Genomic DNA, 23237 nt, shown 5'->3' with positions numbered 1-23237 from the left:
CGCGTCGCACGTGCGTCGACCCGCACCACGTCCCCACGGCACACGCACCGCCGACTGAGGAGGAACCCTCACATGACAGTGATGCGTCACCCCCGGCGAAGACTGACCGCCCTCGGCGCCGCGACCACCGCGGCCCTCGTCGCGGGTCTCGTCTCCGCCTTCCCCGCGGGCGCGGCCCCGGCCGCTCCCGAAGGCCGCATCCAGTACGCGGGCGCCGCGAACGCCGTCGCCGGCAGCTACATCGTGACCCTGGAGGTGGACGAGGCCCGGTCCGGATCCGCCGAGGGCCGCGCCCTGGCCGCGAAGTACGGCGCCGCCATCGAGCGCACGTACACCAAGGCCCTGAACGGCTACGAGGTCCAGGCGTCCGAGGCCGAGGCGAAGCGTCTCGCCGCCGACCCGGCCGTCGCCTCGGTGATCCAGAACCGCACGTTCCGCATCACCGGCACCCAGCCCGGCCCGCCCTCCTGGGGCCTGGACCGGATCGACCAGCGGAACCTGCCGCTGAACAGCTCGTACACCTACCCGGACTCGGCCGGACAGGGCGTCACGGCGTACGTCATCGACACCGGCGTCCGCACCACCCACAGCGACTTCGGCGGCCGCGCGTCCGACGGCTACGACGCCATCGACAACGACAACACCGCCCAGGACGGTCACGGTCACGGCACCCATGTCGCCGGCACGGTCGCGGGCACCGCCCACGGCGTGGCCAAGAAGGCGAAGGTCGTCGGGGTCCGGGTGCTGAACAACTCCGGCTCCGGCACCACCGCCCAGGTCGTCGCCGGCATCGACTGGGTGGCGCGGAACGCGGTCAAGCCGGCCGTCGCCAACATGTCCCTCGGCGGTGGCGCCGACAGCGCCCTCGACGCGGCCGTCCGGGGCGCCGTCGCCTCCGGCGTCACCTTCGTCGTCGCGGCGGGCAACGAGTCCACCAACGCCTCCACCAAGTCCCCGGCGCGCGTCACCGAGGCGATCACCGTCGGCGCCACCACCTCCGGCGACGCCCGCGCCAGCTACTCCAACTACGGTTCCGTTCTGGACCTGTTCGCACCGGGTTCCTCCATCACCTCGGCCTGGCGCACCAGCGACACGGCCACCAACACCATCTCCGGTACGTCCATGGCGAGTCCGCACGTCGCCGGGGCCGCCGCCCTCCACCTCGCCGACAACCCCTCCGCCACCCCCGCCCAGGTGTCCTCCGCGCTGACCTCCGCCGCCACCACCGGCGTCGTCGGCAGCCCGGGCAGCGGCTCGCCCAACCGCCTGCTGTACGTGGGCGACGGCGGCACCACTCCGCCCCCGACCGGCGACCGCTTCGAGAGCACCACCGGCTACCCGATCGCCGACAACGCGACCGTCGAATCCCCCGTCACCGTCTCCGGCGTCCCGGGCAACGCGCCCTCGGACCTGGCCGTCGCGGTCGACATCACCCACACCTACATCGGTGACCTCCAGGTCCAGTTGGTCGCCCCGGACGGCACGGCGTACACCCTGAAGGGGTACGGCACCGGCGGCAGCGCCGACGGCATCGACACCACCTACACCGTCGACGCCTCCGCCGAGACGGCGAACGGCACGTGGAAGCTGCGCGTCGGCGACAACGCCTCGTGGGACACCGGCCGGCTCAACGGCTGGTCCCTGCAGTTCTGACGCATCCCGGACCGGCGCCCGCCGGCACCCCGTCCCCGGGGAAGGGCTGCGGGACCGGTGCCCCGTCCCCGGCCCGCCCCGGGGACGGGGCACGCCGCGCCCGCGCCCACGACGCGCGTCGTGTCCCCGCCTCCTCCCTCCGGGCCGCAGCACGCTCAGGACCCGCAGGACCCGCAGGACCCCCACGGCCGGCACCCCGCCTCCGGGCCCCAGGGCCCGCACCCCTCACCGCGGCCGGCGTCCGGGAGGCCGCCGAGGAGACGGCGCACGGCAACGGGGAGGTGACCCCGTCGGCCCCGACGGCTCGGTCACCGCACGCAAGGCTCTGGGGCGGGAGACCTCCCCGCCCGAGTACGGCGAGGAGACCGGGCGCGACCCGGACAGCGGCGGCATGCAGGTGTGGCGGCCGCCATAGCGGGGAGAAAGTGCCTGCGTAAAGCCCTCACCCGGCAGATGTCATCACATCGAGTGATTCTCTGGCCTTCACTTGCCTGGCAGAACCCAGGGTTGCCACCCTGTTGCTGTCTGTACAAGCTGATGGGAGCGGCCCGTGACATTCGGTGAGCAGCCGGCGTACCTGCGTGTCGCGGGTGACCTCCGGGAGAAGATCGTCGACGGCCGGCTGCCGCCCCACACCCGGCTGCCCTCCCAGGCCAGGATCCGCGAGGAGTACGGCGTCTCGGACACCGTCGCCCTGGAGGCGCGCAAGGTCCTCATGGCGGAGGGACTCGTCGAGGGACGCTCCGGTTCGGGGACGTACGTGCGCGAGCGGCCGGTGCCGCGCCGGGTCGCCCGCTCCGGCTTCCGCCCGGAGCACGGGGCCACGCCCTTCCGGCAGGAGCAGGCCGACGCGGGCGCCCGGGGCACCTGGGAGTCCGGCAGCGAGCAGACCGGGGCCTGCGCCGCCGTCGCCGAGCGGCTCGGCATCGAACCCGGCGACCGCGTGATGCGCACCAAGTACCTCTTCCGGGAGGCCGGCGAGCCGATGATGCTCTCCACCTCCTGGGAGCCGCTCGCCCTGACCGGGCGCACGCCCGTGATGCTGCCCGAGGAGGGACCGCTCGGCGGCATGGGTGTCGTCGAGCGCATGCGCGCCATCGACGTGATCGTGGACAACGTCACCGAGGAGGTCGGCGCCCGCCCCGGGCTCGCCGAGGAGCTGGTCCTGCTGGGCGGTGTCCCCGGTCACGTCGTCCTGGTCATCCAGCGCACCTACTTCGCCTCGGGCCGGCCGGTCGAGACCGCAGACGTGGTCATCCCCGCCGACCGGTACCGGGCCTCCTACCACCTCCCGGTGAAGTAGCCCGTCACGGCCGTCGCACCGCTGCCCCGTCACCTCCTCACTCCCGCGCGCTCCCTTCCGCGCCCCCGCCGCGCGTACGCTCCGGCGCGCCGTCCCGGCAGCGGCCGCCCGGACGCCGTAGCAATCTGGCCGTTCTCCCAGGTCGTGCCCGACGCCGCGCGCGCCGCGCGGGATGCCGCTGACCGGACGTGTCCGCCCCGGCGCACGGCGCATCCGCCTTCGCGCGCCCCCTGTCTTCTGGCCGGTTGCGTGCCTCTTCGTGAAAAGCCGTGTTCGCTCAGTGAAGGCAAGGCGTAGGCTCGGGCATATGCGGACTGGGGTTTCCTTATCGGGCGGGGCGCGGCGCAGGCCGCGGGCGGGAAGTGGAGGGGAGCGATGAGCGACGGCGCGGTGACTCTTCCCTGGCTCGTCGTGCGTCAGGACGGCAACGGCAACCGCTACCGGGTCGGGCGGTACGCGACCCGCGCCGAGGCCGAGCGGATCGCCGGCAGCCTCGACGAACGCGGCCACGAACAGCTCTACTGGGTCGAGCGGATCGGCCGGAACGGAACGTCCGCCGACTGACCCGGCCCCCGGCGATCCGGACCGCCGGCCATGCCCTCCGGAGGGCATGGCGGTTCCCTCCCGTAGGCTCCGGCGCATGAGCGAGCGGATCGTGGTGGTCGGTGCGGCCCTGTGGCACGAGGGGCGGCTGCTCGCCGCGCGCCGGAGCGCGCCCGCCGAGCTGGCCGGGCGCTGGGAGCTGCCCGGCGGCAAGGTCGAGCCGGGGGAGGCCCCGGACGCGGCCGTCGTACGGGAGTTGCGCGAGGAGCTCGGTGTCGAGGCCGAGGCGCAGGAGCGCGTCCCGGGGGAGTGGCCGCTGCGGGCGCCGTACGTGATGCAGGTGTGGACCGCCCGCCTGCGCCCCGGATCCCCCGCCCCCCGGCCCCTCGAGGACCACGACGAGCTGCGCTGGCTCACCCCCGACCGGATCTGGGACGTCGACTGGCTCGAGCACGACGTGCCGGCCGTCCGGGACGCCCTCACCCGCGCCGCGCCGCATCCGTGACCGCCCCTCCCCGGTGGCAGGGCGCGTGAAGCGCGACCGCGGCGTGCGGGAGCGGCGCCGACGGGGCGTGGGCGCCGTCCGGCGCCGCTCGTGCCACGACGCGCCGTCGAGCGCCGTCGAGCGCGGTACGCCGACCGGTATATCGGGTATGGGCCCATTAAACCCATGAAGACGGACATGGACGGACTCCCTCGGCGGGGAAGTGATCCGCGTGAGCGACACCGGCGGCGACTGGGCCGCGTGGACCTTCTCCGCTGATCCGGGCGCCGTGCGCGCCGCCCGCTCGGCCGTCCGCGACCAGCTGCGCCTGTGGGACCTGGACAGCGTCGGCGACCTCGCGGCCCTGCTCGTCAGCGAGCTGGTCACCAACGCCCTGCGGCACGCCGCGGGCCCCATAGGCGTCCGCCTGGTACGCCCCTCCGGGCCCGGAGTCCTCCTGGTGGAGGTCTCCGACCCGCTCCCCGACCTCCCGCGCGAACGCACCGCCCGGCCCGAGGACGAGAGCGGACGCGGGCTGCAGCTCCTGGCCTCCGCCTCCCGCCGCTGGGGCGCCCGTCCCGGCGGCGCCGGGAAGACCGTGTGGTTCGAACTGGCGGTGCCACGATGAGGCGTCGTACAGCCGTTCACCGGTGTACGTGCCCGGCCCTTGCGCCGAGTGACCTGTTCGGACCGGTGGCGGATGCCGACGAGGGGATTCGATGACGTGTCCGCCGGTTAGAAGACTGGAAGTGTTCTCACAGCACGGACCGAAAAGCATCGGGACCGTGCTGTGATCGTGAACACCGTGTTGTGCGGCGCCGTAGTGCTGGATACTGCGGGCAGCCGCCTCCGGTGACCGGTGCCGGACGCGGTGAGCTGGAGGGGACGGTTCGCGTGAGCGAGATACCAGCGAAGGCCACGGAGTCCGAGGACCCGTCGGGCGGCGCGCGTGCAGGGGCCGCGGACGGCCTCGCCTTCGGCGACGCTCCGTACGCCGACTCGATGTGGCAGAGCAGTCCGCCCGGCTCCCTCTACGACTACATCAAGGTCGCCTCCTTCTCCATCGGGCCCGACGGGCTCGTCGACCAGTGGAGCCTGCGCGCCGAGCAGATCTTCGGCATCCCCGCCGACCGCGCCGTCGGCATGGACCCCATCGAGGCGTTCCTCGAGCCCGTCCGGCGCGAGCGCGGCCAGCGCAAGATGGCCGAAATCCTCGACGGGCGGGAGTGGACCGGTGTGGTGCCGTTCCGGCTGCCGGACTCGATGGCGGCCGACCCGCGCGACCGGGAGGGCCTGGCCGAGGTCTACGTCATGCCGACGCGCACCGAGGAGGGCGAGAAGGCCGCCGTCTGCATCGTCGTCGACGTCCGCACCCTGCGCCGCATCGAGACCGACCTCGCCGCCTCGCAGGCCATATTCGGCCAATCTCCGTTCGGCTTCCTGCTGATCGACCCCGACCTGCGGGTACGCCGCGCCAACCAGCGGTTCGCGTCCGTCTTCGGCGGCAGCCCCGACGACCACCGCGGCAAGGGCGTGTACGACTATCTGCCGCGCGGCGAGGCCGACCGGGTCTCCGCCACCCTGCGCCGGGTGCTGGAGACCGGCGACTCCATCACCGACATGCACGTCACGGGCTTCGTGCCGGGCTTCGACGACCGCCGCCACTGGTCCGTCAACCTCTACCGCGTGCACAGCGGCAGCGGCCGGCCCATCGGCATCGCCTGGCTCGGCACCGACGTCACCGCCCGTCGCGCCGCCGCCCGCGAGGCAGCCGCCGCCCGGCGCAACCTCGCCCTCCTCAACGAGGCCGGCGCCCGGATCGGCAACTCCCTCGACCTGGAGACCACCGCCCGCGAACTCCTCGACGTCGTCGTCCCCGGCTTCTGCGACCTGGCCACCGTCGACCTCTACCAGGGGCTGCTGGCCGGTGACGAGACCCCGCCGGGCCTCGCCGACGGCAGTGCGGAGGTCCGCCGCGTCGCCTTCGCCAGCGCCGTCTCCGACGCGCCGTTCAACGGCGCCGGGGAGCGCGTCAAACTGGGCGCCCTGCACCACTACCCCTTCAACTCGCCGTGTGCGGACGCCCTGCGCACCGCCCGCCCGCAGAACGTCCCCGGCGGGGACGGCGGGCTGGTGCAGTCCACCCTCGCCGTGCCGATGGTCGCCCACGACACGGTGGTGGGCCTCGCGCAGTTCGCCCGCACCAAGGGCAGCGAGCCGTTCGGCGACCGCGACCGCGACCTCGCGGTGGAACTGGCCGCGCGGGCCGCCGTGTGCATCGACAACGCCCGCCTGTACCGGCGCGAGCACGAACGCGCGCTGATACTGCAGCGCTCCCTGCTCCCGCCCGGCGACCCGGAGGCCTCCGGCCTCGACATCGCCTGCCGCTACCTGCCCGGCAACGTGGCCACCGGCCGGCCCAGCGAGGTCGGCGGCGACTGGTTCGACGTCATCGAACTGCCCGGCCACCGCACCGCGCTGGTCGTCGGCGACGTCATGGGGCGTGGCCTGCGCGCGGCCGTGACGATGGGCGAACTGCGCACCGCCGTACGCACCCTGGCCCAGCTCGACCTCGAACCGGCCGAGGTGCTCTCCCAGTTGGACGAGATCGCCCGGGGCCTCGGCGCCCCCGGCGGCGTCCAGCAGGCCACGAGGGCGGCCCGCCGGCCCCGGGAGGCCGACCTCTCCGAGGTCTACCTGGCGACCTGCGTCTACGCCGTCTACGACGCGGTGACCAGGCGCTGCACCTTCGCCAACGCGGGCCATCTGCCGCCCGTCCTGGTGGAACCCGGCGAGCCCGCGCTGATGCTGGACGTCCCCCCCGGCCTGCCGCTCGGCGTCGGCGGGGAGCCCTTCGAGGAGGTGGAGGTCGAACTGCCCGAGGGCGCCCTGCTCGCGCTCTACACCGACGGCCTGGTCGAAAGCCGCGACCACCCGCTCGACGAGGGCCTGGAGGCCTTCGTGGGCGCGCTGACGGACCCCGCACGCCCGTCGGCCGGTCCGGGCGGCACGACGGCGGCGCTCCGCGCCGACACGCACAGGAACCTGGAGGACGTCTGCGACCACGTCCTGCACACCCTCGACACCCACCACGGCGAGGACGACATCGCCCTGCTGATGGCCCGCGTCCAGGGGCTGCCCGCCGAGTCCGTCGGTGACTGGACCCTGCCCCGCGAGCCGCGCAGCGTGGGCCGGGCCCGCGAGTACGCCCGCGCGCAGCTGCTCAGCTGGGACATGGAGCCCCTGGTCGACACCACCGAGCTCCTGGTCAGCGAGCTGGTCACCAACGCCCTGCGCTACGGCGAGGGCGAGATCAGGCTCCGTCTCCTCCTGGACCGCACCCTGGTCTGCGAGGTCTGGGACTCCGGTCTGGTCCAGCCCCGCCGCCGTCGCGCCCGCGACACCGACGAGGGCGGCCGGGGTCTCCAGCTCGTCGGACTGCTCAGCGCGGCCTGGGGCTCGCGCCGTACGCCCCGGGGCAAGACGGTCTGGTTCGAGCTCCCGCTTCCCGGCCCGGACACCACCCTCGCCGACCCGGCGGAGGCGCTGCTGAGCCTGTTCTGACGCCGCGCGCGAGGCGGTCTCCGCCGGACGACCGCAACCGGAGCACCTGTTCGCCCGTCCTCCCGGGCACCACCGACCACCGCGGTGCCGACGGCAGCCGACGGGTGAGGGGAGCCGGGATGGACCGCACGGAACCGCAGGCCGGACGGGACGGGGACCGCCTGCCGAAACCGGCGGACGCGGGCGCCACCGGGGACACCGACGGCGCGGGGCCCCCGCGGCAGCCGTCCGACGGCGCCCCGGCCGGGGCCGCTGCCCCGGGCCGGCCGGACGCCGCCGCCCCGCCGGACGCCGCCGCCCCGCCGGACGCCGCCGGCGCGCCGGAAGCCCCCGGCCCACCCGGCGGGAGACGCCGCGGATCCCGGGCCCGGCGGCTGGGGCGTACCGCGCTCGCCCTGGAGGTCACCCCGCCCTCCACCGACCTGCTGATGGGCCTGCCCGCCTACCAGGAGAACCGGTTCGGTCACTGGGCCCACGCCGAGACCGTCCCCGCCGCCGTCCGGGGCGTCCGCCTCGGCCTGTCCCGCGAGGACGCCGACCGCGCCAACTTCGGCGTGGCCCTCTACATCGACTTCACGGCGACGGAGGCGGACTGGGCGGCGTACCGGGAGGGCTGGGTGAACCGGCGCCGACCGGCGCTCAGGAGCGCCGGCGGATCCTGTCGCCCAGCCACACCAGCGGGTCGTACTTGCGGTCGGCCGCCCGTTCCTTCAGCGGGATGAGCGCGTTGTCGGTGATTTTGATGCCCTCGGGACACACCTCCGTGCAGCACTTGGTGATGTTGCAGTAGCCGAGTCCGTGCTCGTCCTGGGCCGCGCGCTTGCGGTCCAGACCGGTCTCCCCGGCCGCGTCCAGCGGATGCATGTCGAGCTCCGCGACCCGCATCAGGAACCGGGGCCCCGCGAACGCCGGCTTGTTCTCCTCGTGGTCGCGCACCACGTGGCAGGTGTCCTGGCACAGGAAGCACTCGATGCACTTGCGGAACTCCTGCGAGCGGTCCACGTCCTCCTGCGCCATCCGGTACTCGCCGGGACCGAGCCCCTCCGGTGGCACGAAGGCCGGGACCTGACGGGCCTTGGCGTAGTTGAAGCCGACGTCCGTCACCAGGTCGCGGATCACCGGGAAGGCCCGCAGCGGTGTCACGGTGATCGTCTCGTCCCGCTCGAACACCGACATCCGGGTCATGCACAGCAGCCGGGGACGCCCGTTGACCTCCGCCGAGCACGAACCGCACTTGCCGGCCTTGCAGTTCCAGCGCACGGCCAGGTCGGGGGCCTGGGTGGCCTGGAGACGGTGGACGATGTCGAGGACCACCTCGCCGTCGTTCACCTCGACCGCGAAGTCCTCCAGGCCGCCGCCCCGCGCGTCCCCGCGCCACACCTTGAAGCGGGCCTCGTAGCTGCTCACTCGTAGAGCTCCTCTTCGGTGAGGTACTTGACCAGCTCCTCCTTCTGGAAGAGGGCGAGCAGGTCGGGGCGGATGGGTTCGGTCGTCTCACGGGTGAGGGTGATCCGGCCGCGCGCCGGATCCGTGGCCGCGAGGCCGTCCGTGCGGTCGGCGAGCGCGCACAGCAGGTTGACGTTGCGCCAGGTGCGGTCCATCGCCGCGTGGTCCTCGCGGGTGTGCCCGCCGCGCGACTCGGTGCGCTCCAGCGCCGCCCGGGCCACGCACTCGCTGACCAGCAGCATGTTCCGGAGGTCCAGCGCGAGGTGCCAGCCCGGGTTGAACTGCCGGTGTCCCTCGACCCCGGCCCGGCGGGCCCGGGTCCGCAGCTCGGCCAGCTTCTCCAGGGCGCGCTCCATCTCGTGCTCGCGGCGGATGATGCCGACCAGGTCGTTCATCGTCTGCTGGAGTTCCTGGTGCAGGGTGTACGGGTTCTCCGGCGGTCCGCCGGCCGGTTCCCCGCTCCCCGCGGAGAACGGGCGCAGGGCCTCCGCGGCGGCCTCGTCGACCTGCGCGTCGTCCACCCGGGGCCGCGCCTCCCCCGTCCCGCTCGCGTACTCGGCCGCGTGCCGGCCCGCCCGGCGCCCGAACACCAGCAGGTCGGACAGCGAGTTGCCGCCGAGCCGGTTGGAGCCGTGCATCCCCCCGGCCACCTCACCGGCCGCGAACAGCCCCGGTACGCCGCGTGCCGCCGCCGAGTCGGAGTCGACGGCGATGCCGCCCATCACGTAGTGGCAGGTCGGCCCGACCTCCATCGCCTCCGCCGTGATGTCGACGTCCGCCAGTTCCTTGAACTGGTGGTACATCGACGGCAGCCGCCGCTTGATCACCTCGGCCGGCATCCGTGTGGACACGTCCAGGAAGACTCCGCCGTGCGGGGAGCCGCGGCCCGCCTTCACCTCGGCGTTGATCGCGCGGGCCACCTCGTCGCGGGGGAGCAGTTCGGGCGGGCGCCGGTTGCGGTCCGGGTCGTCGTACCAGCGGTCGCCCTCCTCCTCGGACTCGGCGTACTTCTCCCTGAAGACGTCCGGGATGTAGTCGAACATGAACCGCTTGCCCTCGGAGTTGCGCAGCACCCCGCCGTCCCCGCGCACCGACTCGGTGACCAGGATCCCCTTCACCGACGGCGGCCAGACCATGCCCGTCGGGTGGAACTGCACGAACTCCATGTTCAGCAGCGGGGCCCCGGCCAGCAACGCCAGCGCGTGACCGTCGCCGGTGTACTCCCAGGAGTTCGACGTCACCTTGAACGACTTGCCGATGCCGCCCGTCGCGATCACCACGGCGGGCGCCCGGAGGACGAAGAACCGGCCGGACTCCCGCTCGTAGCCGAAGACCCCCGAGACCTTCTCCCCCTCCTTCAGCACACGCGTGACCGTGCACTCCTGGAAGACCTTCAGCCGGGACTCGTAGTCCCCGGTCTCCCGGAAGTCCTCCTGCTGGAGCGCGACGATCTTCTGCTGGAGGGTGCGGATCAGCTCCAGGCCGGTGCGGTCGCCGACGTGCGCCAGGCGCGGGTACTCGTGGCCGCCGAAGTTGCGCTGCGAGATCCGGCCGTCCTTCGTCCGGTCGAACAGCGCGCCCCAGGTCTCCAGCTCCCACACCCGCTGCGGCGCCTCCTGGGCGTGCAGCTCGGCCATCCGCCACTGGTTGAGGAACTTCCCGCCGCGCATGGTGTCGCGGAAGTGGACCTGCCAGTTGTCCCCGGCGTTGACGTTGCCCATCGCCGCCGCGATGCCGCCCTCGGCCATCACGGTGTGCGCCTTGCCGAACAGCGACTTGCAGATCACGGCCGTACGGGCGCCCCGCTCGCGTGCCTCGACGGCGGCGCGCAGGCCCGCGCCACCGGCCCCGACCACGACGACGTCCCACTCCTGTCGGTCGACCACGGACATGGCTTGAGTCCCCACTCGGCTAGAAGAAGCGCGGATCGTCGAAGGCGCCGGACGCGACGAGGTAGACGTAGAGGTCGGCGAGGGCCACGCTCAGCAGCGACGCCCAGGCGAGCTGCATGTGCCGGGCGTTCAGCCGGCCCACCCACTGCCACATCCGGTACCGCACCGGATGCCGGGAGAAGTGCTTCAGTTTCCCGCCGACGATGTGCCGGCAGGAGTGGCAGGAGAGGGTGTACGCCCAGATCAGCACGATGTTGACCAGGAAGACCAGCGTGCCCAGGCCCATGTGGCCCCACGCGTAGTGCTCGTCGCGGAAGGCGAGCACGGTGTCGTAGGTCAGGATGCCCGCCACCGGGATCGCCGCGTAGAAGAAGTAGCGGTGGATGTTCTGCAGGACCAGCGGGAAGCGCGTCTCGCCGGTGTACGTGCGGTGCGGCTCGGCGACCGCGCAGGCCGGCGGGGACGCCCAGAAGCCCCGGTAGTAGGCCTTGCGGTAGTAGTAGCAGGTCAGGCGGAAGCCGAGCGGGAAGATCAGGACGATGATCGCCGGCGAGATGCCCCACCAGCTGCCGAACAGCTCCCAGTTCGGCCCGGCCCTCATCGGCTCGCAGTTCTCCGCGAGGCAGGGCGAGTAGAACGGCGAGACGTACGGCGCCGCGTAGTAGTCGGCGTTCGCGAAGGCCCGCCAGGTCGAGTAGACGACGAAGGCGAGCAGCCCGGCCGCGGTGGCGGCCGGGGCCAGCCACCAGCGGTCGGTCCGCAGGTGCCGCGCGCCGATCGCGGCGCGCGTACCCGTTCGCACGCCGCCGCCCCGGGGCCGGGGGTCTGTCGCAGGGGGTTCCGTGCCAGTGGCCACTGGTCCGCTCCGAAGTCGGGGTCAGGGGGCGCGACGGTCGCGGGCGCCGAGACCCTCGTCGTCCGTGTCCACCCACAGCGAGGGGTCGTACGGCGTGTCGGAGATGGTCACGAGATCGGACCGCGCCTGCGGGGCCGTGCCGGAGGCGGCCGTCTCCCGCAGCAGCGCGACGCTCTCGCGCAGGTGATCGGTGTCGGCACGGACGCGGCGCATCTCCAGGCCGCCGCTGCCCAGCTGCTTCTCCAGCCGCCCCACCGACCGGACCAGGTCGTCGAGACAGCGCTGGACGGATGCCAGTTCGTTGTGCACGGACATGACGTGACCTCACTTTCACGGGTCCTCGGGGCCCGAGACGGCAACGTTCATGCGTCTGCGAGTGTTGCGCGTCACACCTGGCCCTGTGAAGGGATGTGCATCGATTGGCCGAGGCGTGGGGGTGCATCGCCCGGTGTGTTGCGCCGCACGGGTGGGCTTGCCGCCCGTGCCCGCCGTGTCGCCCTGCCTTGCCGAACCCTTTCCTCTTCAGTGGGCCGCATACATCAGATGAGCCCCAAATATCATCAAAAGTGATCGTAACGCCCGCGGCTTCCCGGAGGTACCCAGAGATGTCCCCCGACGGCATCGGCCCGCGCGCGGCTCCGCGCTCGGTCGCCTTCCTCACCGCGGGCGCCCTCACGGTGCCGGCGCTGGCCGGATGCGGCTCCGGCGATCCCGCGGGCCGGCCTCTCGCCGGGCCGGACATCGCGCGCGCCGACCGGGCCCTGATCGCCGACGGGGGCACCCTGCGCTGGGCCGTGGACACCGTCCCGGACACCCTGAACGTCTTCCAGTCGGACGCCGACGCCACCACCACCCGGATCGCGCAGGCGGTCCTGCCGTCGATGTACCGGATGGACAGCCGGGGCCGGCCGGTGCGCAACCCGGACTACCTGGAGTCCGCCGAGGTCGTCGAGACCGAGCCCAGACAGGTCGTCCTCTACCGGCTCAGCCAGCGGGCCGTCTGGAGCGACGGCCGCGAGATCGGCGCCGCCGACTTCGCCGCCCAGTGGCGCGCCCTGTCCGGCAAGGACACCGCCTACTGGACCGCCCGCAACGCCGGCTACGACCGCATCGAGAAGATCGAGCGCGGCAAGGGGAACCTCGAAGTCAAGGTCACTTTCAGCCGCCCCTACGCGGACTGGCGGTCCCTGTTCACCCCGCTGTACCCGAAGGACGTCATGGGCGACCCGGACTCCTTCAACGACGGGGCCCGCAAGAAGCTGCAGGTCACCGCGGGCCCCTTCAGAGTGAAGAAGGTCGACGGCAAGGCGGACGAGGTCGTCCTCACGCGCAACGGGCGCTGGTGGGGGGAGCCGGCGAAGCTCTCCACGATCGTGCTGCGCGCCGTCCCCCACGACAAGCGGATCTCCGCGCTCGGCGAGGGCACCGTCGACCTCGCCGAGATCACCCCGGCCGCCGCCCGCCGCGTCACCGCCGCCGCGCTTCCGCGCGGCGCGGGCAGCCCGCTCATGGGCCCCGGCGCGGACCGGTCCGCCGCGGACGCCCTGCGTTCCTGGGCGATCGCCCACGGCTCCGACGAGGAGGCCGCCGACGAGGAGATCGCCGCCCGCGGGAAGCTGCGACGCAAGGCCGCCGGGTACGCCCGCCGGCAGAAGGCGCTCGGCGGCTTCGAGGTGCGCAAGTCGCTGGAGCCCGCCTACACCCAGCTCGCCCTCAACGGCGCCGGCGGTCCCCTCGCCGACGAGCGGGTGCGCCGCGCCGTGGCTCGCGCCCTGGACCGCGAGGACATCGCCGAGGCGGTCCTGAAGCCGCTCGGGCTGCCCGCCGAGCCGGTCGGCAGCCATCTCGCGCTGTCCGGGCAGGCCGCCTACGCCGACAACAGCGGCGCCCTCGGCGAGCAGGACGCCAAGGAGGCCCGGGCCCTGCTCGCGGACGCCGGCTGGGTGCCGGGCGGGCCGGTGAAGAAGGCGGAGGACGAGAGGGAGGAGGCAGCCGGCCCGGAGGACGAGGAGAGCGGGGACTCCGCGAGCGAGTCCGGGGGCGGCGACGACGGCACGTACATCGTCGGCGAGGACGACGACGGCGGGAGCGACGACGGCGAGGGCGGCGGCGAGGACGCCGGTGACGACAGCAAGGCCCCCCGGGACTCCGGCACCCGGCACCTGAGCCGGGCCGGGACCGCCCCCGGCGCCTACGCCCCCAGGGGCACCGCCGCCCCGGCCCGGGCCGGGACCGCCCCCGTCGCCAAGGACGGAAAGGCGCTCACCCTCCGCTTCGTCCTGCCCTCGGGGCCGGGCTCGGACACGCTGCGCACCGTGGCCGACCGGATCTCGGCGATGCTGAAGCGGATCGGCATCCGCACGGACATCTCCGAGGTCGACGACGAGAGCTACTTCAAGGACCACATCGCCTCGGGCGAGTACGACCTCGCCCTGTACTCCTGGCCCGCGACCGCCTTCCCCGCCACCGACGCCCGCCCCGTCTACGCCAAGCCGGTCCCGGCCGCCGACGGCTCCCTGAACGTGGAGCAGAACTACACCCGGGTCGGCACCGACCAGGTCGACCAGCTCTTCGACCAGGCCGTCACCACGCTCGACGACTCCGAGCGGCGTGGCCTGATCCGCAAGGCCGACTCCCGCATCTGGGCGGCGGCCGGCTCGATCCCCCTCTACCAGCGCCCCCAGCTCACCGCCGCCCGCGGGAGCCTGGCCAACGCCGGCGCCTTCGGCTTCCGCACGCCGGTGTACGAGGACATGGGTTTCCTGAAGAAGCCCCCGCAGGGGCCGAGCGCCGGGGGCACCGCGCCGCCGGCCGGGGACTGACGCCTCACGGACGCGAGCGGCACACCCCGCCGGGGTGTGCCGCTCGCGTCCGTCGTGTGCCGGCCGGGATCAGCCGTGCTTGGCGCGGCTCGCGGCGCGGGCGCGCTCGCGGGCGTCCAGGTTCACCTTGCGGATGCGCACCGCCTCCGGGGTCACCTCGACGCACTCGTCGTCGCGGCAGAACTCCAGGGACTGCTCCAGCGACAGCTTGCGCGGCGGCACGATCGACTCGGCCACGTCGGCCGTGGACGACCGCATGTTGGTGAGCTTCTTCTCCTTGGTGATGTTGACGTCCATGTCGTCGGAGCGGGAGTTCTCACCGACGATCATGCCCTCGTACACCTCGGTGCCGGGCTCGACGAACAGCACGCCGCGCTCCTGCAGGTTGGTCATCGCGAACGCGGTGACGGCACCGGCGCGGTCGGCGACCAGGGAACCGTTGTTACGCGTCGTGAGCGTGCCGAACCAGGGCTCGTGCCCCTCGTGGATGGAGTGGCCGATGCCCGTGCCGCGGGTCTGGGTGAGGAACTCCGTACGGAAGCCGATCAGACCGCGGGAGGGCACCACGAACTCCATGCGGACCCAGCCCGAACCGTGGTTGGACATGTTGTCCATCCGGCCCTTGCGGACGCCCATGAGCTGCGTGACCGCGCCCATGTGCTCCTCGGGGACGTCGACCGTCATGCGCTCGACCGGCTCGTAGACCTTGCCGTCGACCTCCTTGGTGACCACCTGCGGCTTGCCGATGGTCAGCTCGAAGCCCTCGCGGCGCATCTGCTCGACCAGGATGGCCAGCGCCAGCTCACCGCGGCCCTGCACCTCCCAGGCGTCGGGGCGGTCGGTGTCCAGGACGCGGAGCGAGACGTTGCCGATCAGCTCGCGGTCCAGGCGGTCCTTGACCTGGCGGGCGGTGACCTTGCGGTCCTTGACGGCCGCCTTGTTGTCGGCGCCCTTGCCGGTGCCGCCGCGGCCGACCAGCGGGGAGGTGTTGGTGCCGATGGTCATGGAGATCGCCGGCTCGTCCACCGTGATCAGCGGCAGCGGTACGGGGTTCTCCGGGTCGGCCAGCGTCTCGCCGATCATGATGTCCGGGATGCCGGCGACGGCGCAGATGTCACCGGGGCCCGCCTTCTCGGCGGGCCTGCGGGTGAGCGCCTCGGTCATCATCAGCTCGGAGATGCGCACGTTGGCGACCGACCCGTCGCGCTTCATCCAGGCGACCGTCTGCCCCTTCTTCAGCTCGCCCTGGTGGACGCGCAGCAGGGCGATGCGGCCGAGGAAGTTGTCGGCGTCGAGGTTGGTGACGTGGGCCTGGAGCGGGGCGCCCTCGTCGTAGGTGGGGGCCGGGATGTGCTGCAGGATGGTGGAGAAGAACGGCTCCAGCGAGTCGGAGTCGGCCGGGACCGTGCCGTCCTCCGGCTTGGTCAGGGAGGCGACGCCGTCCCTGCCGCAGGCGTAGACGATCGGGAACTCGATCTGCTCCTCGTCGGCGTCCAGGTCGAGGAAGAGGTCGTAGGTCTCGTTGACGACCTCGTCGATGCGGGCGTCCGGCCGGTCCGTCTTGTTGATGCACAGGATGATCGGCAGCCGCTGCTGGAGCGCCTTGCGCAGCACGAAGCGGGTCTGCGGCAGCGGGCCCTCGGACGCGTCCACCAGCAGCACGACACCGTCGACCATCGACAGACCGCGCTCGACCTCGCCGCCGAAGTCGGCGTGGCCGGGGGTGTCGATGATGTTGATGGTGATCAGGTCCCCGCCGTCCTTGGGGTGGTACTTCACCGCCGTGTTCTTGGCGAGGATCGTGATGCCCTTCTCACGCTCCAGGTCGTTGGAGTCCATCATGCGGTCGTCGACGTGGTCGAGCTGGTGGGCGGCGAAGGCGCCGGCCTGCTTGAGCATGCCGTCGACGATGGTGGTCTTGCCGTGGTCGACGTGGGCGACGATGGCGACGTTGCGGATGTCGTGACGTGTCAAAGACGGTGCCATGAAAGGCGTACTCCCGGAGTGCTGAGGAATGTCCCGCACGAGCGTCTGTGGTGTGCGGGCCCTGCCGGGCTGAACATGCCTCGGCCTCACCCCATGGTACGGGCCCGCGGCGCGGTCCGCCCTCGCGAGCCCGGAGGCACCCCGTGCCCCGGGCGACCCACACGATGTGTTCGGATATCGGTATGGGCAAAGACACGTTTCGGACATGTAAACAAAATGCCGTACCTATTTGTCCGATTCGCCGGTTTCTCTCCAGAGGTGTCAAGCGCGTGCAGATGTCAATCTTTGCAATTTTTGCTCAAAATATGGACGGTAGGGAGATCCCTATGTCTTCTGCCCTTGACGCGCGTTGACTCGTTTGGCGAAAGTTCCCCCAAACCACAGAACCTGCCGGTATCTGTGCTGCGCTCAACTCTCCAACCCCCCGGGGGACGAACACGATGACCAGTCCAATCAAGGCCGAGGACTCCGGGTCCGCGGCTGTCTTGGACCCTGAGCTCGCGGCGACCACCGAAAACGCGGTCGTCAAGGGCGAGAAGCAGCCCGAGGGTCGTTCCCCCGGCCAGTTGATGTGGCAGCGCTTCAAGCGCGACCGTACCGGAGTCGTCTCCGCCTGCGTGGTGATTTTTTTCTTCGTCGTCGCCGCGCTGGCGCCGCTCATCGCGAAGGTCTACGGCAAGAACCCGTACACCCTGTACGCCCAGGAGCCGGACTACCCGTTCCTCCTGGACGACTTCGCGATGCCCACCGGTGCCTTCGGCGGCATCTCGGGCGACTTCTGGTTCGGTGTCGAGCCCAAGCTCGGCCGTGACGTGTTCACCATGCTCCTGTACGGCATGCGGACCTCGCTGTACATGGCCGTCGTCGTCACGACGCTGTGCGTGGTCACGGGCGTACTCATCGGCATGGTCAGCGGCTTCTTCGGCGGCCGGGTGGACTACTGGCTCGGGCGGGTGACGGACTTCTTCCTGGCCTTCCCGCAGCAGCTGTTCTTCATCGCCTTCATGCCGGTCGTGACCGCCATGTTCGTCTCCCCGCAGGACGAGACCCCCACCTACCTGCGGGCCCTGGCGATCACCCTGGTGATGTGGTTCCTCGGCTGGATGGGCCTGGCCCGTCTCGTGCGAAGCTCCGTGCTCTCGCTCGCCGAGCGGGAGTTCGTGGAGGCCGCCAAGGTGTCCGGAGCCTCTCCCTGGCGCATCGTGCGCAAGGAGATCCTGCCGAACATCGTGACGCCGATCCTGGTGCAGGCCACCTACATCCTGCCGAGCACCATCCTCTCCATCGCCTTCCTCTCGTTCATCGGAGTCGGCTTCGTCGAGCCGACCCCGGACTGGGGCCGCATGTTCGCCATCGGCGCCGACGTGTACGAGCAGGACCCGATGTTCATGTTCTTCCCGGGCGTGGCGCTGGTGGTCTTCGTACTCTCCTTCAACCTTCTCGGAGACTCCGTCCGGGACGCATTCGACCCCAAGACCGGACGGTAAATCGTCCATTGGTGGTGGGGGAGCTGCCGCCCCCGTGCCGGGTGACCGGTCCGTCAGGCAGCACTCGTGGACAACTATCGACAGGTAGGTGCATCGGCATCATGAAGCCCATCAGAACGCGCACCACGCGCGCCATCGCCGTCGCCATCGTGGCCGGCTCGCTGGCACTGACCGGCTGCTCCGGCGACAACGGCGGCAGCAAGGGCAAGGACGAGTCCAAGTCGCAGAAGGACGCTGCCGAGCAGCAGGACCCTGTCGCCTACGGTGACGTCGCCGCCTCCAGCGGCCCGGCCGAGGAGATCGCCGGCGCCAAGTCCGGTGGCTTCATCAACGTCTACATGCAGTCGGACCTGTCCCACATGGACCCGGGTCAGATCTACGTCTCCGACGCCGGCCAGTTCTCCAACCTGGTCCACCGCGGCCTGACGAACTTCCAGGAGGACGCGGAGGGCAACCTGACCGTCGTCGGTGACATCGCCACCGACTCCGGGAAGTCCTCCGAAGGCGGCAAGACCTGGACGTTCAAGCTCAAGGAGGGCGTCAAGGACGAGGACGGCAACGTCATCACCTCGGCCGACGTCCGCCACACCATCGAGCGCATGTACTCGAAGGTCATCTTCGACGGCCCGACCTACGTGCAGTCCTGGCTCTCGGGCAACGACTACCGCAAGGCGCTGCCGGACGGCCCCTACAAGGGCAAGCACCTGCCGGACTCCGTCCTGGAGACCCCGGACGACAGCACGGTCGTCTTCCACTTCGACCAGCCGCGCCCGGACCTGCCGCAGGCCCTGGCCATGGCCGGTTACGCCATCGTGCCCGAGAAGCAGGACACGAAGGAGAAGTACGACGACGCCCCCGCCGCGCTCGGCCCCTACAAGATCGCCGAGTACAAGCCGGGCAAGTCGATGAAGCTGGTCAAGAACGACCAGTGGGACCCGAAGACGGACTCGGTGCGCCACCAGTACGTCGACGGCTACAACTTCACCTCCACCATCGACCAGGCCAGCCAGACCAAGCGTCTGATCGCCGACCAGGGCGAGGCCAAGAACGCCATCCAGTTCACCGACCCGGTGGACCCGGCGCAGATGTCCACGGTCATCGGCGACGCGGCGACGAAGAAGCGCACCATCCAGGGCTACCAGCCCTACGTGTGGCAGCTCACCTTCAACCTGGACCGGGTGAAGGACAAGAAGATCCGCGACGCGATCACCTACGCCATCCCGAACCAGTCCATGGTCCAGGCGGACGGCGGCCGCTACGGCGGTGAGGTCGCCGGCGGTCTGATCGCCCCGACCCTGTCGAACTTCGACCCGTCCTACGACCCGTTCGGCAAGCTGAAGAAGCCCAACGGCGACCCGGCGAAGGCCAAGGAGCTGCTGAAGGAGGCGGGTGTCAAGGAGGGCACGAAGCTCACCTACGCCTACTCCAACACCCCGCGCGGCCAGGCCCAGCAGGTCATCATCAAGGACGCGCTGAAGAAGATCGGCTTCGACGTCCAGGCCAAGGAGATCGACCGGGCCAGCTTCTACGAGCAGGTCGGCAAGCTGGACAACCCGTACGACATCTACATGACCGGCTGGGGCCAGGACTGGCCGTCCGCGTCCACGGTCATCACCCCGGTCTACGACGGTGAGCTGGTCGCCGACGGTGCGTCCAACTACTCGCACATCAACGACAAGCAGGTCAACGACCTGATCAAGAAGGCGCTGACGCAGGAGCCGGAGGAGGCCGCCAAGACCTGGGAGCAGGCTCACCACCGCATCGTGGAGGAGATCAACCCCGCCGCCCCGGTCTACTACTCGAAGCAGATCCAGCTCTACGGATCGAACATCGGTGGCGCCCGGTACAGCACGGAGTCGAACTACATCGACATCAACGACCTGTACCTGAAGCAGCCGTAATCCGTCAGCTCGGCTGACCGCGGGGGTGTGCGCCAGGCGGAGCGCACCCCCGCGGACGGTACCCCCGCCCTGCCGCCGCGTTTCGAAGAGAGCATTCACCCGCCATGCTTCAGTTCCTCATCCGCAGGCTGATCGGCGCCGTCGTCATCATGTTCCTGATCGGCGCCTTCACGTTCTTCCTGTTCTATACGATCCCCCAGGACTTCGCTGCGCTGTCCTGCGGCAAGAACTGCTCGCCCGAGAACCTCGCGGTGATCCGCGAGAACCTCGGCCTGGACAAGCCCATCACCACCCAGTTCTGGGAGTTCATGACGGGCATCGTGGCCGGGCGGGACTTCGCTCAGGGGCACTGCTCCGCGCCGTGCCTGGGAATGTCCTTCGACACCGGTCAGTTCGTCTGGGACTCGATCATGGACCGGTTCCCGCTGACGCTCTCGCTGACCGTCGGCGGTCTGGTGATCTTCCTGATCGTCGGCCTCGGCTCGGGTCTGCTCGCCGCCTGGAAGCGCGGTACCGTGGCGGACAAGCTCGTCAGCGGCGCCTCGATCGTGCTCAGCTCGTTCCAGATCTACTTCCTCGGCCCGATCGTCCTCGGCCTCTTCGTCTACCAGACCGGCTGGATGGAGAACCCGAGGTACAGCCCGTTCACCGAGAACCCGGTGGCCTGGGCCACCGGCATGCTGATCCCCTGGCTGGTGATGGCCACCATCTTCACCGCCCAGTACACGCGTATGTCCCGCTCGACCATGATCGAGCAACTGCAGGAGGAGCACGTCCGCACCGCGCGCGCCAAGGGCATGAGGCAGCGGTACGTCTTCTTCCGCTACGCCTGGCGCGGCTCGCTGATCCCGATCGTCACGATCCTCGGCATCGACCTCAGCGCGCTGCTGTCCGGCGCCGTGGTCACGGAGTTCACCTTCGACCTGGCCGGCATCGGACGTCTCGCGGTCGACTCGTCACTGACCAAGGACCTGCCGGTGACCATGGGCGTCATGCTGTTCGGGGCCTTCTTCATCCTGATCCTGAACATCATCGTCGACCTCGCGTACGCCTACATCGACCCGCGCGTGCGGCTCAGCTAGGAGAAACACCGTGACCACACTGACCAAGACCGAAGGCGAGAAGGCCCCGACCGGGCCGGAGTCCTTCCTCTCGGTCCGCGACCTGCGGGTGCGGTTCTCCACCGAGGACGGCGTCGTCAAGGCGGTCGACGGACTGTCCTTCGATGTCGAACGCGGCAAGACGCTCGGCATCGTGGGTGAGTCGGGCTCCGGCAAGTCCGTCACCAACCTGACCGTTCTCGGACTGCACAACCGCAAGACCACCACCGTGGAGGGCGAGATCGTCCTCGACGGGCAGGAGCTGGTCACCGCGCCCGAGAAGGAGATGGAGAAGCTCCGCGGCAACAAGGTCGCGATGATCTTCCAGGACCCGCTGACGGCCCTGTCGCCGTACTACACGGTGGGCCGGCAGATCGCCGAGCCGTTCATGAAGCACACCGGCGCCTCCAAGAAGGAGGCGCGGGAGCGGGCCATCGAGATGCTGACCAAGGTCGGCATCCCGCAGCCCACGACCCGGGTCGACGACTACCCGCACCAGTTCTCCGGCGGCATGCGCCAGCGCGCCATGATCGCCATGGCGCTGGTCTGCGACCCCGACCTGCTGATCGCGGACGAGCCGACCACGGCCCTGGACGTGACGGTCCAGGCCCAGATCCTCGACCTGCTCAAGGACCTCCAGCAGGAGTTCGGCTCGGCGATCATCTTCATCACCCACGACCTGGGCGTCATCTCCGACATGGCCGACGACCTGCTGGTGATGTACTCCGGCCGGGCCGTGGAGCGAGGCGGCGTCCGCGAGGTGCTGCGCGAGCCCAGGCACCCCTACACCTGGGGCCTGCTCAGCTCGATGCCGCGCCTCGGCGGCAGCACCTCGAAGGCGCTGACGCCGATCCCCGGCTCCCCGCCCAGCCTGCTGAACCCGCCCTCCGGCTGCCCCTTCCACCCCCGCTGCACGTTCAAGAGCCAGGTGCCGGGGGACCGGTGCAGCACCGAGCGCCCGCCGCTCGGCGAGGGCCGCGCCGCCGCCTGCCACCTGACGGCGGAGCAGAAGCAGACCATCTTCATCGACAAGATCCAGCCCCGGCTGCGCTAGGGAGATCCGAGACATGAGCGACAACCTCACCCTCCCCGCACAGCAGGGCTCCACCGGCGCGTCGACCGAGGCGCTGCTGAAGGTGGAGGGCCTGACCAAACACTTCCCGATCTACGGCGGCTTCCCGATCAAGCGGAAGGTCGGCGCCGTGCAGGCGGTCGACAACGTGGACCTGACCGTCGGCGTCGGCGAGAGCGTCGGCCTGGTGGGTGAGTCCGGCTGTGGCAAGTCGACCACGGGCCGCCTCATCACCCGGCTCCTGGAGCCGACCGGCGGGAAGATCGAGTACGCGGGCCAGGACATCACGCACGCCTCGCGCCGGCAGCTGGCGCCCGTGCGGTCCGAGATCCAGATGATCTTCCAGGACCCGTACTCCTCGCTGAACCCCCGGCAGACCGTCGGCACCATCATCAAGTCGCCGATGGAGGTCAACGGGATCAACCCCGCGGGCGGCCGGGAGAAGAAGGTGCGCGAGCTGCTCGAACTCGTCGGCCTCAACCCCGAGCACTACAACCGCTTCCCGCACGAGTTCTCCGGCGGTCAGCGCCAGCGCATCGGCGTCGCCCGCGCCCTCGCGCTCAGCCCGAAGCTGATCGTGGCGGACGAGCCGGTCTCCGCGCTGGACGTGTCGATCCAGGCGCAGGTCGTCAACCTGCTGCAGAAGGTCCAGGAAGAGCTGGGCATCGCCTTCCTGTTCATCGCCCACGACCTGGCGGTCGTCCGGCACTTCTCGCACCGCGTGGCCGTGATGTACCTCGGCAAGGTGGTCGAGGTCGGCGACCGGGACTCCATCTACAACCGGCCCCGGCACCCCTACACGCACGCCCTGCTGTCGGCCGTGCCCGAGGTCGCCATGGACGACGAGAGCGAGAACCGGGAGCGCATCCGGCTCTACGGTGACGTGCCCTCGCCGATCATGCCGCCCTCCGGCTGCCGCTTCCGCACCCGGTGCTGGAAGGCGCAGGACAAGTGCGCCACGGAGGAGCCGCCGCTGGTGCGGATCTCCGGCAACACCGAGGGGCACCTGACGGCCTGCCACTTCCCGGAGGACCCGAGCACCACGGCCCGCGCGGAGGACGTCGTCCTCGACCCGGCGCTGAAGGCCCTGGAGAACGTCGACAAGGACTGACCCCGCGTCGGGCACGC

17 protein-coding genes and 1 pseudogene are annotated in these 23237 nt (G+C 71.0%); 13 read left to right on the top strand and 5 right to left on the bottom strand.

Annotated elements, in window-relative coordinates:
• Positions 1 to 72 precede the first annotated feature (72 nt).
• The 7 genes and pseudogenes from ACF07S_RS01465 to ACF07S_RS01435 all read left to right on the top strand — a co-directional run.
• Positions 73 to 1653: a S8 family serine peptidase gene (locus tag ACF07S_RS01465; protein ID WP_391973163.1), complete on the top strand. Its 1581-nt coding sequence runs from the start codon at positions 73 to 75 to the stop codon at positions 1651 to 1653.
• Positions 1654 to 2203: 550 nt separating this feature from the next.
• Complete coding sequence (locus tag ACF07S_RS01460; RefSeq protein ID WP_391961488.1) at positions 2204 to 2956, top strand: GntR family transcriptional regulator; 753 nt, start codon at positions 2204 to 2206, stop codon at positions 2954 to 2956.
• Positions 2957 to 3331: 375 nt separating this feature from the next.
• A complete protein-coding gene (locus ACF07S_RS01455; RefSeq protein WP_391961487.1) occupies positions 3332 to 3520 on the top strand; it encodes an SPOR domain-containing protein in 189 nt (62 codons plus the stop codon).
• Between the two features lie 76 nt (positions 3521 to 3596).
• Entirely contained in the window at positions 3597 to 4004 is a 408-nt protein-coding gene (locus ACF07S_RS01450; protein ID WP_391961486.1) for a (deoxy)nucleoside triphosphate pyrophosphohydrolase, read from the top strand.
• Between the two features lie 202 nt (positions 4005 to 4206).
• Positions 4207 to 4611 (top strand): ATP-binding protein, encoded by a 405-nt coding sequence (locus ACF07S_RS01445; RefSeq protein WP_391961485.1) that lies wholly within the window; start codon positions 4207 to 4209, stop codon positions 4609 to 4611.
• Between the two features lie 266 nt (positions 4612 to 4877).
• Positions 4878 to 7547 (top strand): SpoIIE family protein phosphatase, encoded by a 2670-nt coding sequence (locus tag ACF07S_RS01440; RefSeq protein WP_391961484.1) that lies wholly within the window; start codon positions 4878 to 4880, stop codon positions 7545 to 7547.
• A gap of 380 nt (positions 7548 to 7927) precedes the next feature.
• Positions 7928 to 8269: pseudogene (locus ACF07S_RS01435) on the top strand (hypothetical protein); the annotation flags it as partial.
• Here the strand turns inward: ACF07S_RS01435 and ACF07S_RS01430 are convergent.
• The 4 genes from ACF07S_RS01430 to ACF07S_RS01415 are packed head-to-tail and all read right to left on the bottom strand — an operon-like array spanning position 8187 to position 12056.
• The gene (locus ACF07S_RS01430) at positions 8187 to 8954 is read right to left on the bottom strand and encodes a succinate dehydrogenase/fumarate reductase iron-sulfur subunit (protein WP_391961482.1); all 768 of its coding nucleotides are present in this window, start codon (positions 8952 to 8954) and stop codon (positions 8187 to 8189) included. The pseudogene ACF07S_RS01435 and the gene ACF07S_RS01430 overlap by 83 nt on opposite strands.
• Positions 8951 to 10885: a fumarate reductase/succinate dehydrogenase flavoprotein subunit gene (locus tag ACF07S_RS01425; RefSeq protein ID WP_391961481.1), complete on the bottom strand. Its 1935-nt coding sequence runs from the start codon at positions 10883 to 10885 to the stop codon at positions 8951 to 8953. The genes ACF07S_RS01430 and ACF07S_RS01425 overlap by 4 nt, the downstream gene beginning before the upstream one ends.
• A gap of 19 nt (positions 10886 to 10904) precedes the next feature.
• Entirely contained in the window at positions 10905 to 11741 is an 837-nt protein-coding gene (locus ACF07S_RS01420; RefSeq protein WP_391973162.1) for a hypothetical protein, read from the bottom strand.
• A gap of 21 nt (positions 11742 to 11762) precedes the next feature.
• On the bottom strand, positions 11763 to 12056 hold the full coding sequence (locus ACF07S_RS01415) for a hypothetical protein (RefSeq protein WP_391961479.1): 294 nt from the start codon (positions 12054 to 12056) through the stop codon (positions 11763 to 11765).
• A gap of 290 nt (positions 12057 to 12346) precedes the next feature.
• Here ACF07S_RS01415 and ACF07S_RS01410 point away from each other — a divergent pair, with 290 nt between their 5' ends.
• The gene (locus ACF07S_RS01410) at positions 12347 to 14563 is read left to right on the top strand and encodes an ABC transporter family substrate-binding protein (protein ID WP_391973161.1); all 2217 of its coding nucleotides are present in this window, start codon (positions 12347 to 12349) and stop codon (positions 14561 to 14563) included.
• A gap of 69 nt (positions 14564 to 14632) precedes the next feature.
• Here the strand turns inward: ACF07S_RS01410 and typA are convergent, their stop codons facing one another.
• On the bottom strand, positions 14633 to 16549 hold the full coding sequence (gene typA, locus ACF07S_RS01405; RefSeq protein ID WP_391961477.1) for a translational GTPase TypA: 1917 nt from the start codon (positions 16547 to 16549) through the stop codon (positions 14633 to 14635).
• A 440-nt stretch (positions 16550 to 16989) separates the two neighbouring features.
• On the opposite strand from typA, the gene ACF07S_RS01400 reads away from it, so the two are divergent.
• The 5 genes from ACF07S_RS01400 to ACF07S_RS01380 all read left to right on the top strand — a co-directional run bounded on the left by ACF07S_RS01400 (position 16990) and on the right by ACF07S_RS01380 (position 23220).
• Complete coding sequence (locus ACF07S_RS01400) at positions 16990 to 18036, top strand: ABC transporter permease (protein ID WP_391961476.1); 1047 nt, start codon at positions 16990 to 16992, stop codon at positions 18034 to 18036.
• A 101-nt stretch (positions 18037 to 18137) separates the two neighbouring features.
• A complete protein-coding gene (locus ACF07S_RS01395; protein WP_391961475.1) occupies positions 18138 to 19937 on the top strand; it encodes an ABC transporter substrate-binding protein in 1800 nt (599 codons plus the stop codon).
• A gap of 104 nt (positions 19938 to 20041) precedes the next feature.
• On the top strand, positions 20042 to 21019 hold the full coding sequence (locus ACF07S_RS01390; RefSeq protein ID WP_391961474.1) for an ABC transporter permease: 978 nt from the start codon (positions 20042 to 20044) through the stop codon (positions 21017 to 21019).
• A gap of 10 nt (positions 21020 to 21029) precedes the next feature.
• Positions 21030 to 22091, top strand: a complete 1062-nt coding sequence (locus ACF07S_RS01385) for an ABC transporter ATP-binding protein (protein ID WP_391961473.1) — start codon at positions 21030 to 21032, stop codon at positions 22089 to 22091.
• 13 nt (positions 22092 to 22104) lie between these two features.
• Entirely contained in the window at positions 22105 to 23220 is a 1116-nt protein-coding gene (locus ACF07S_RS01380; RefSeq protein ID WP_391961472.1) for an ABC transporter ATP-binding protein, read from the top strand.
• Positions 23221 to 23237 lie beyond the last annotated feature (17 nt).

It is taken from the genome of Streptomyces sp. NPDC016640 (genome assembly GCF_043076215.1).
In the GTDB taxonomy this organism is placed as follows: domain Bacteria; phylum Actinomycetota; class Actinomycetes; order Streptomycetales; family Streptomycetaceae; genus Streptomyces.
The sequence above is the reverse complement of the archived record's forward strand: the minus strand, read 5'-3'. Positions and strand labels throughout refer to the sequence as shown.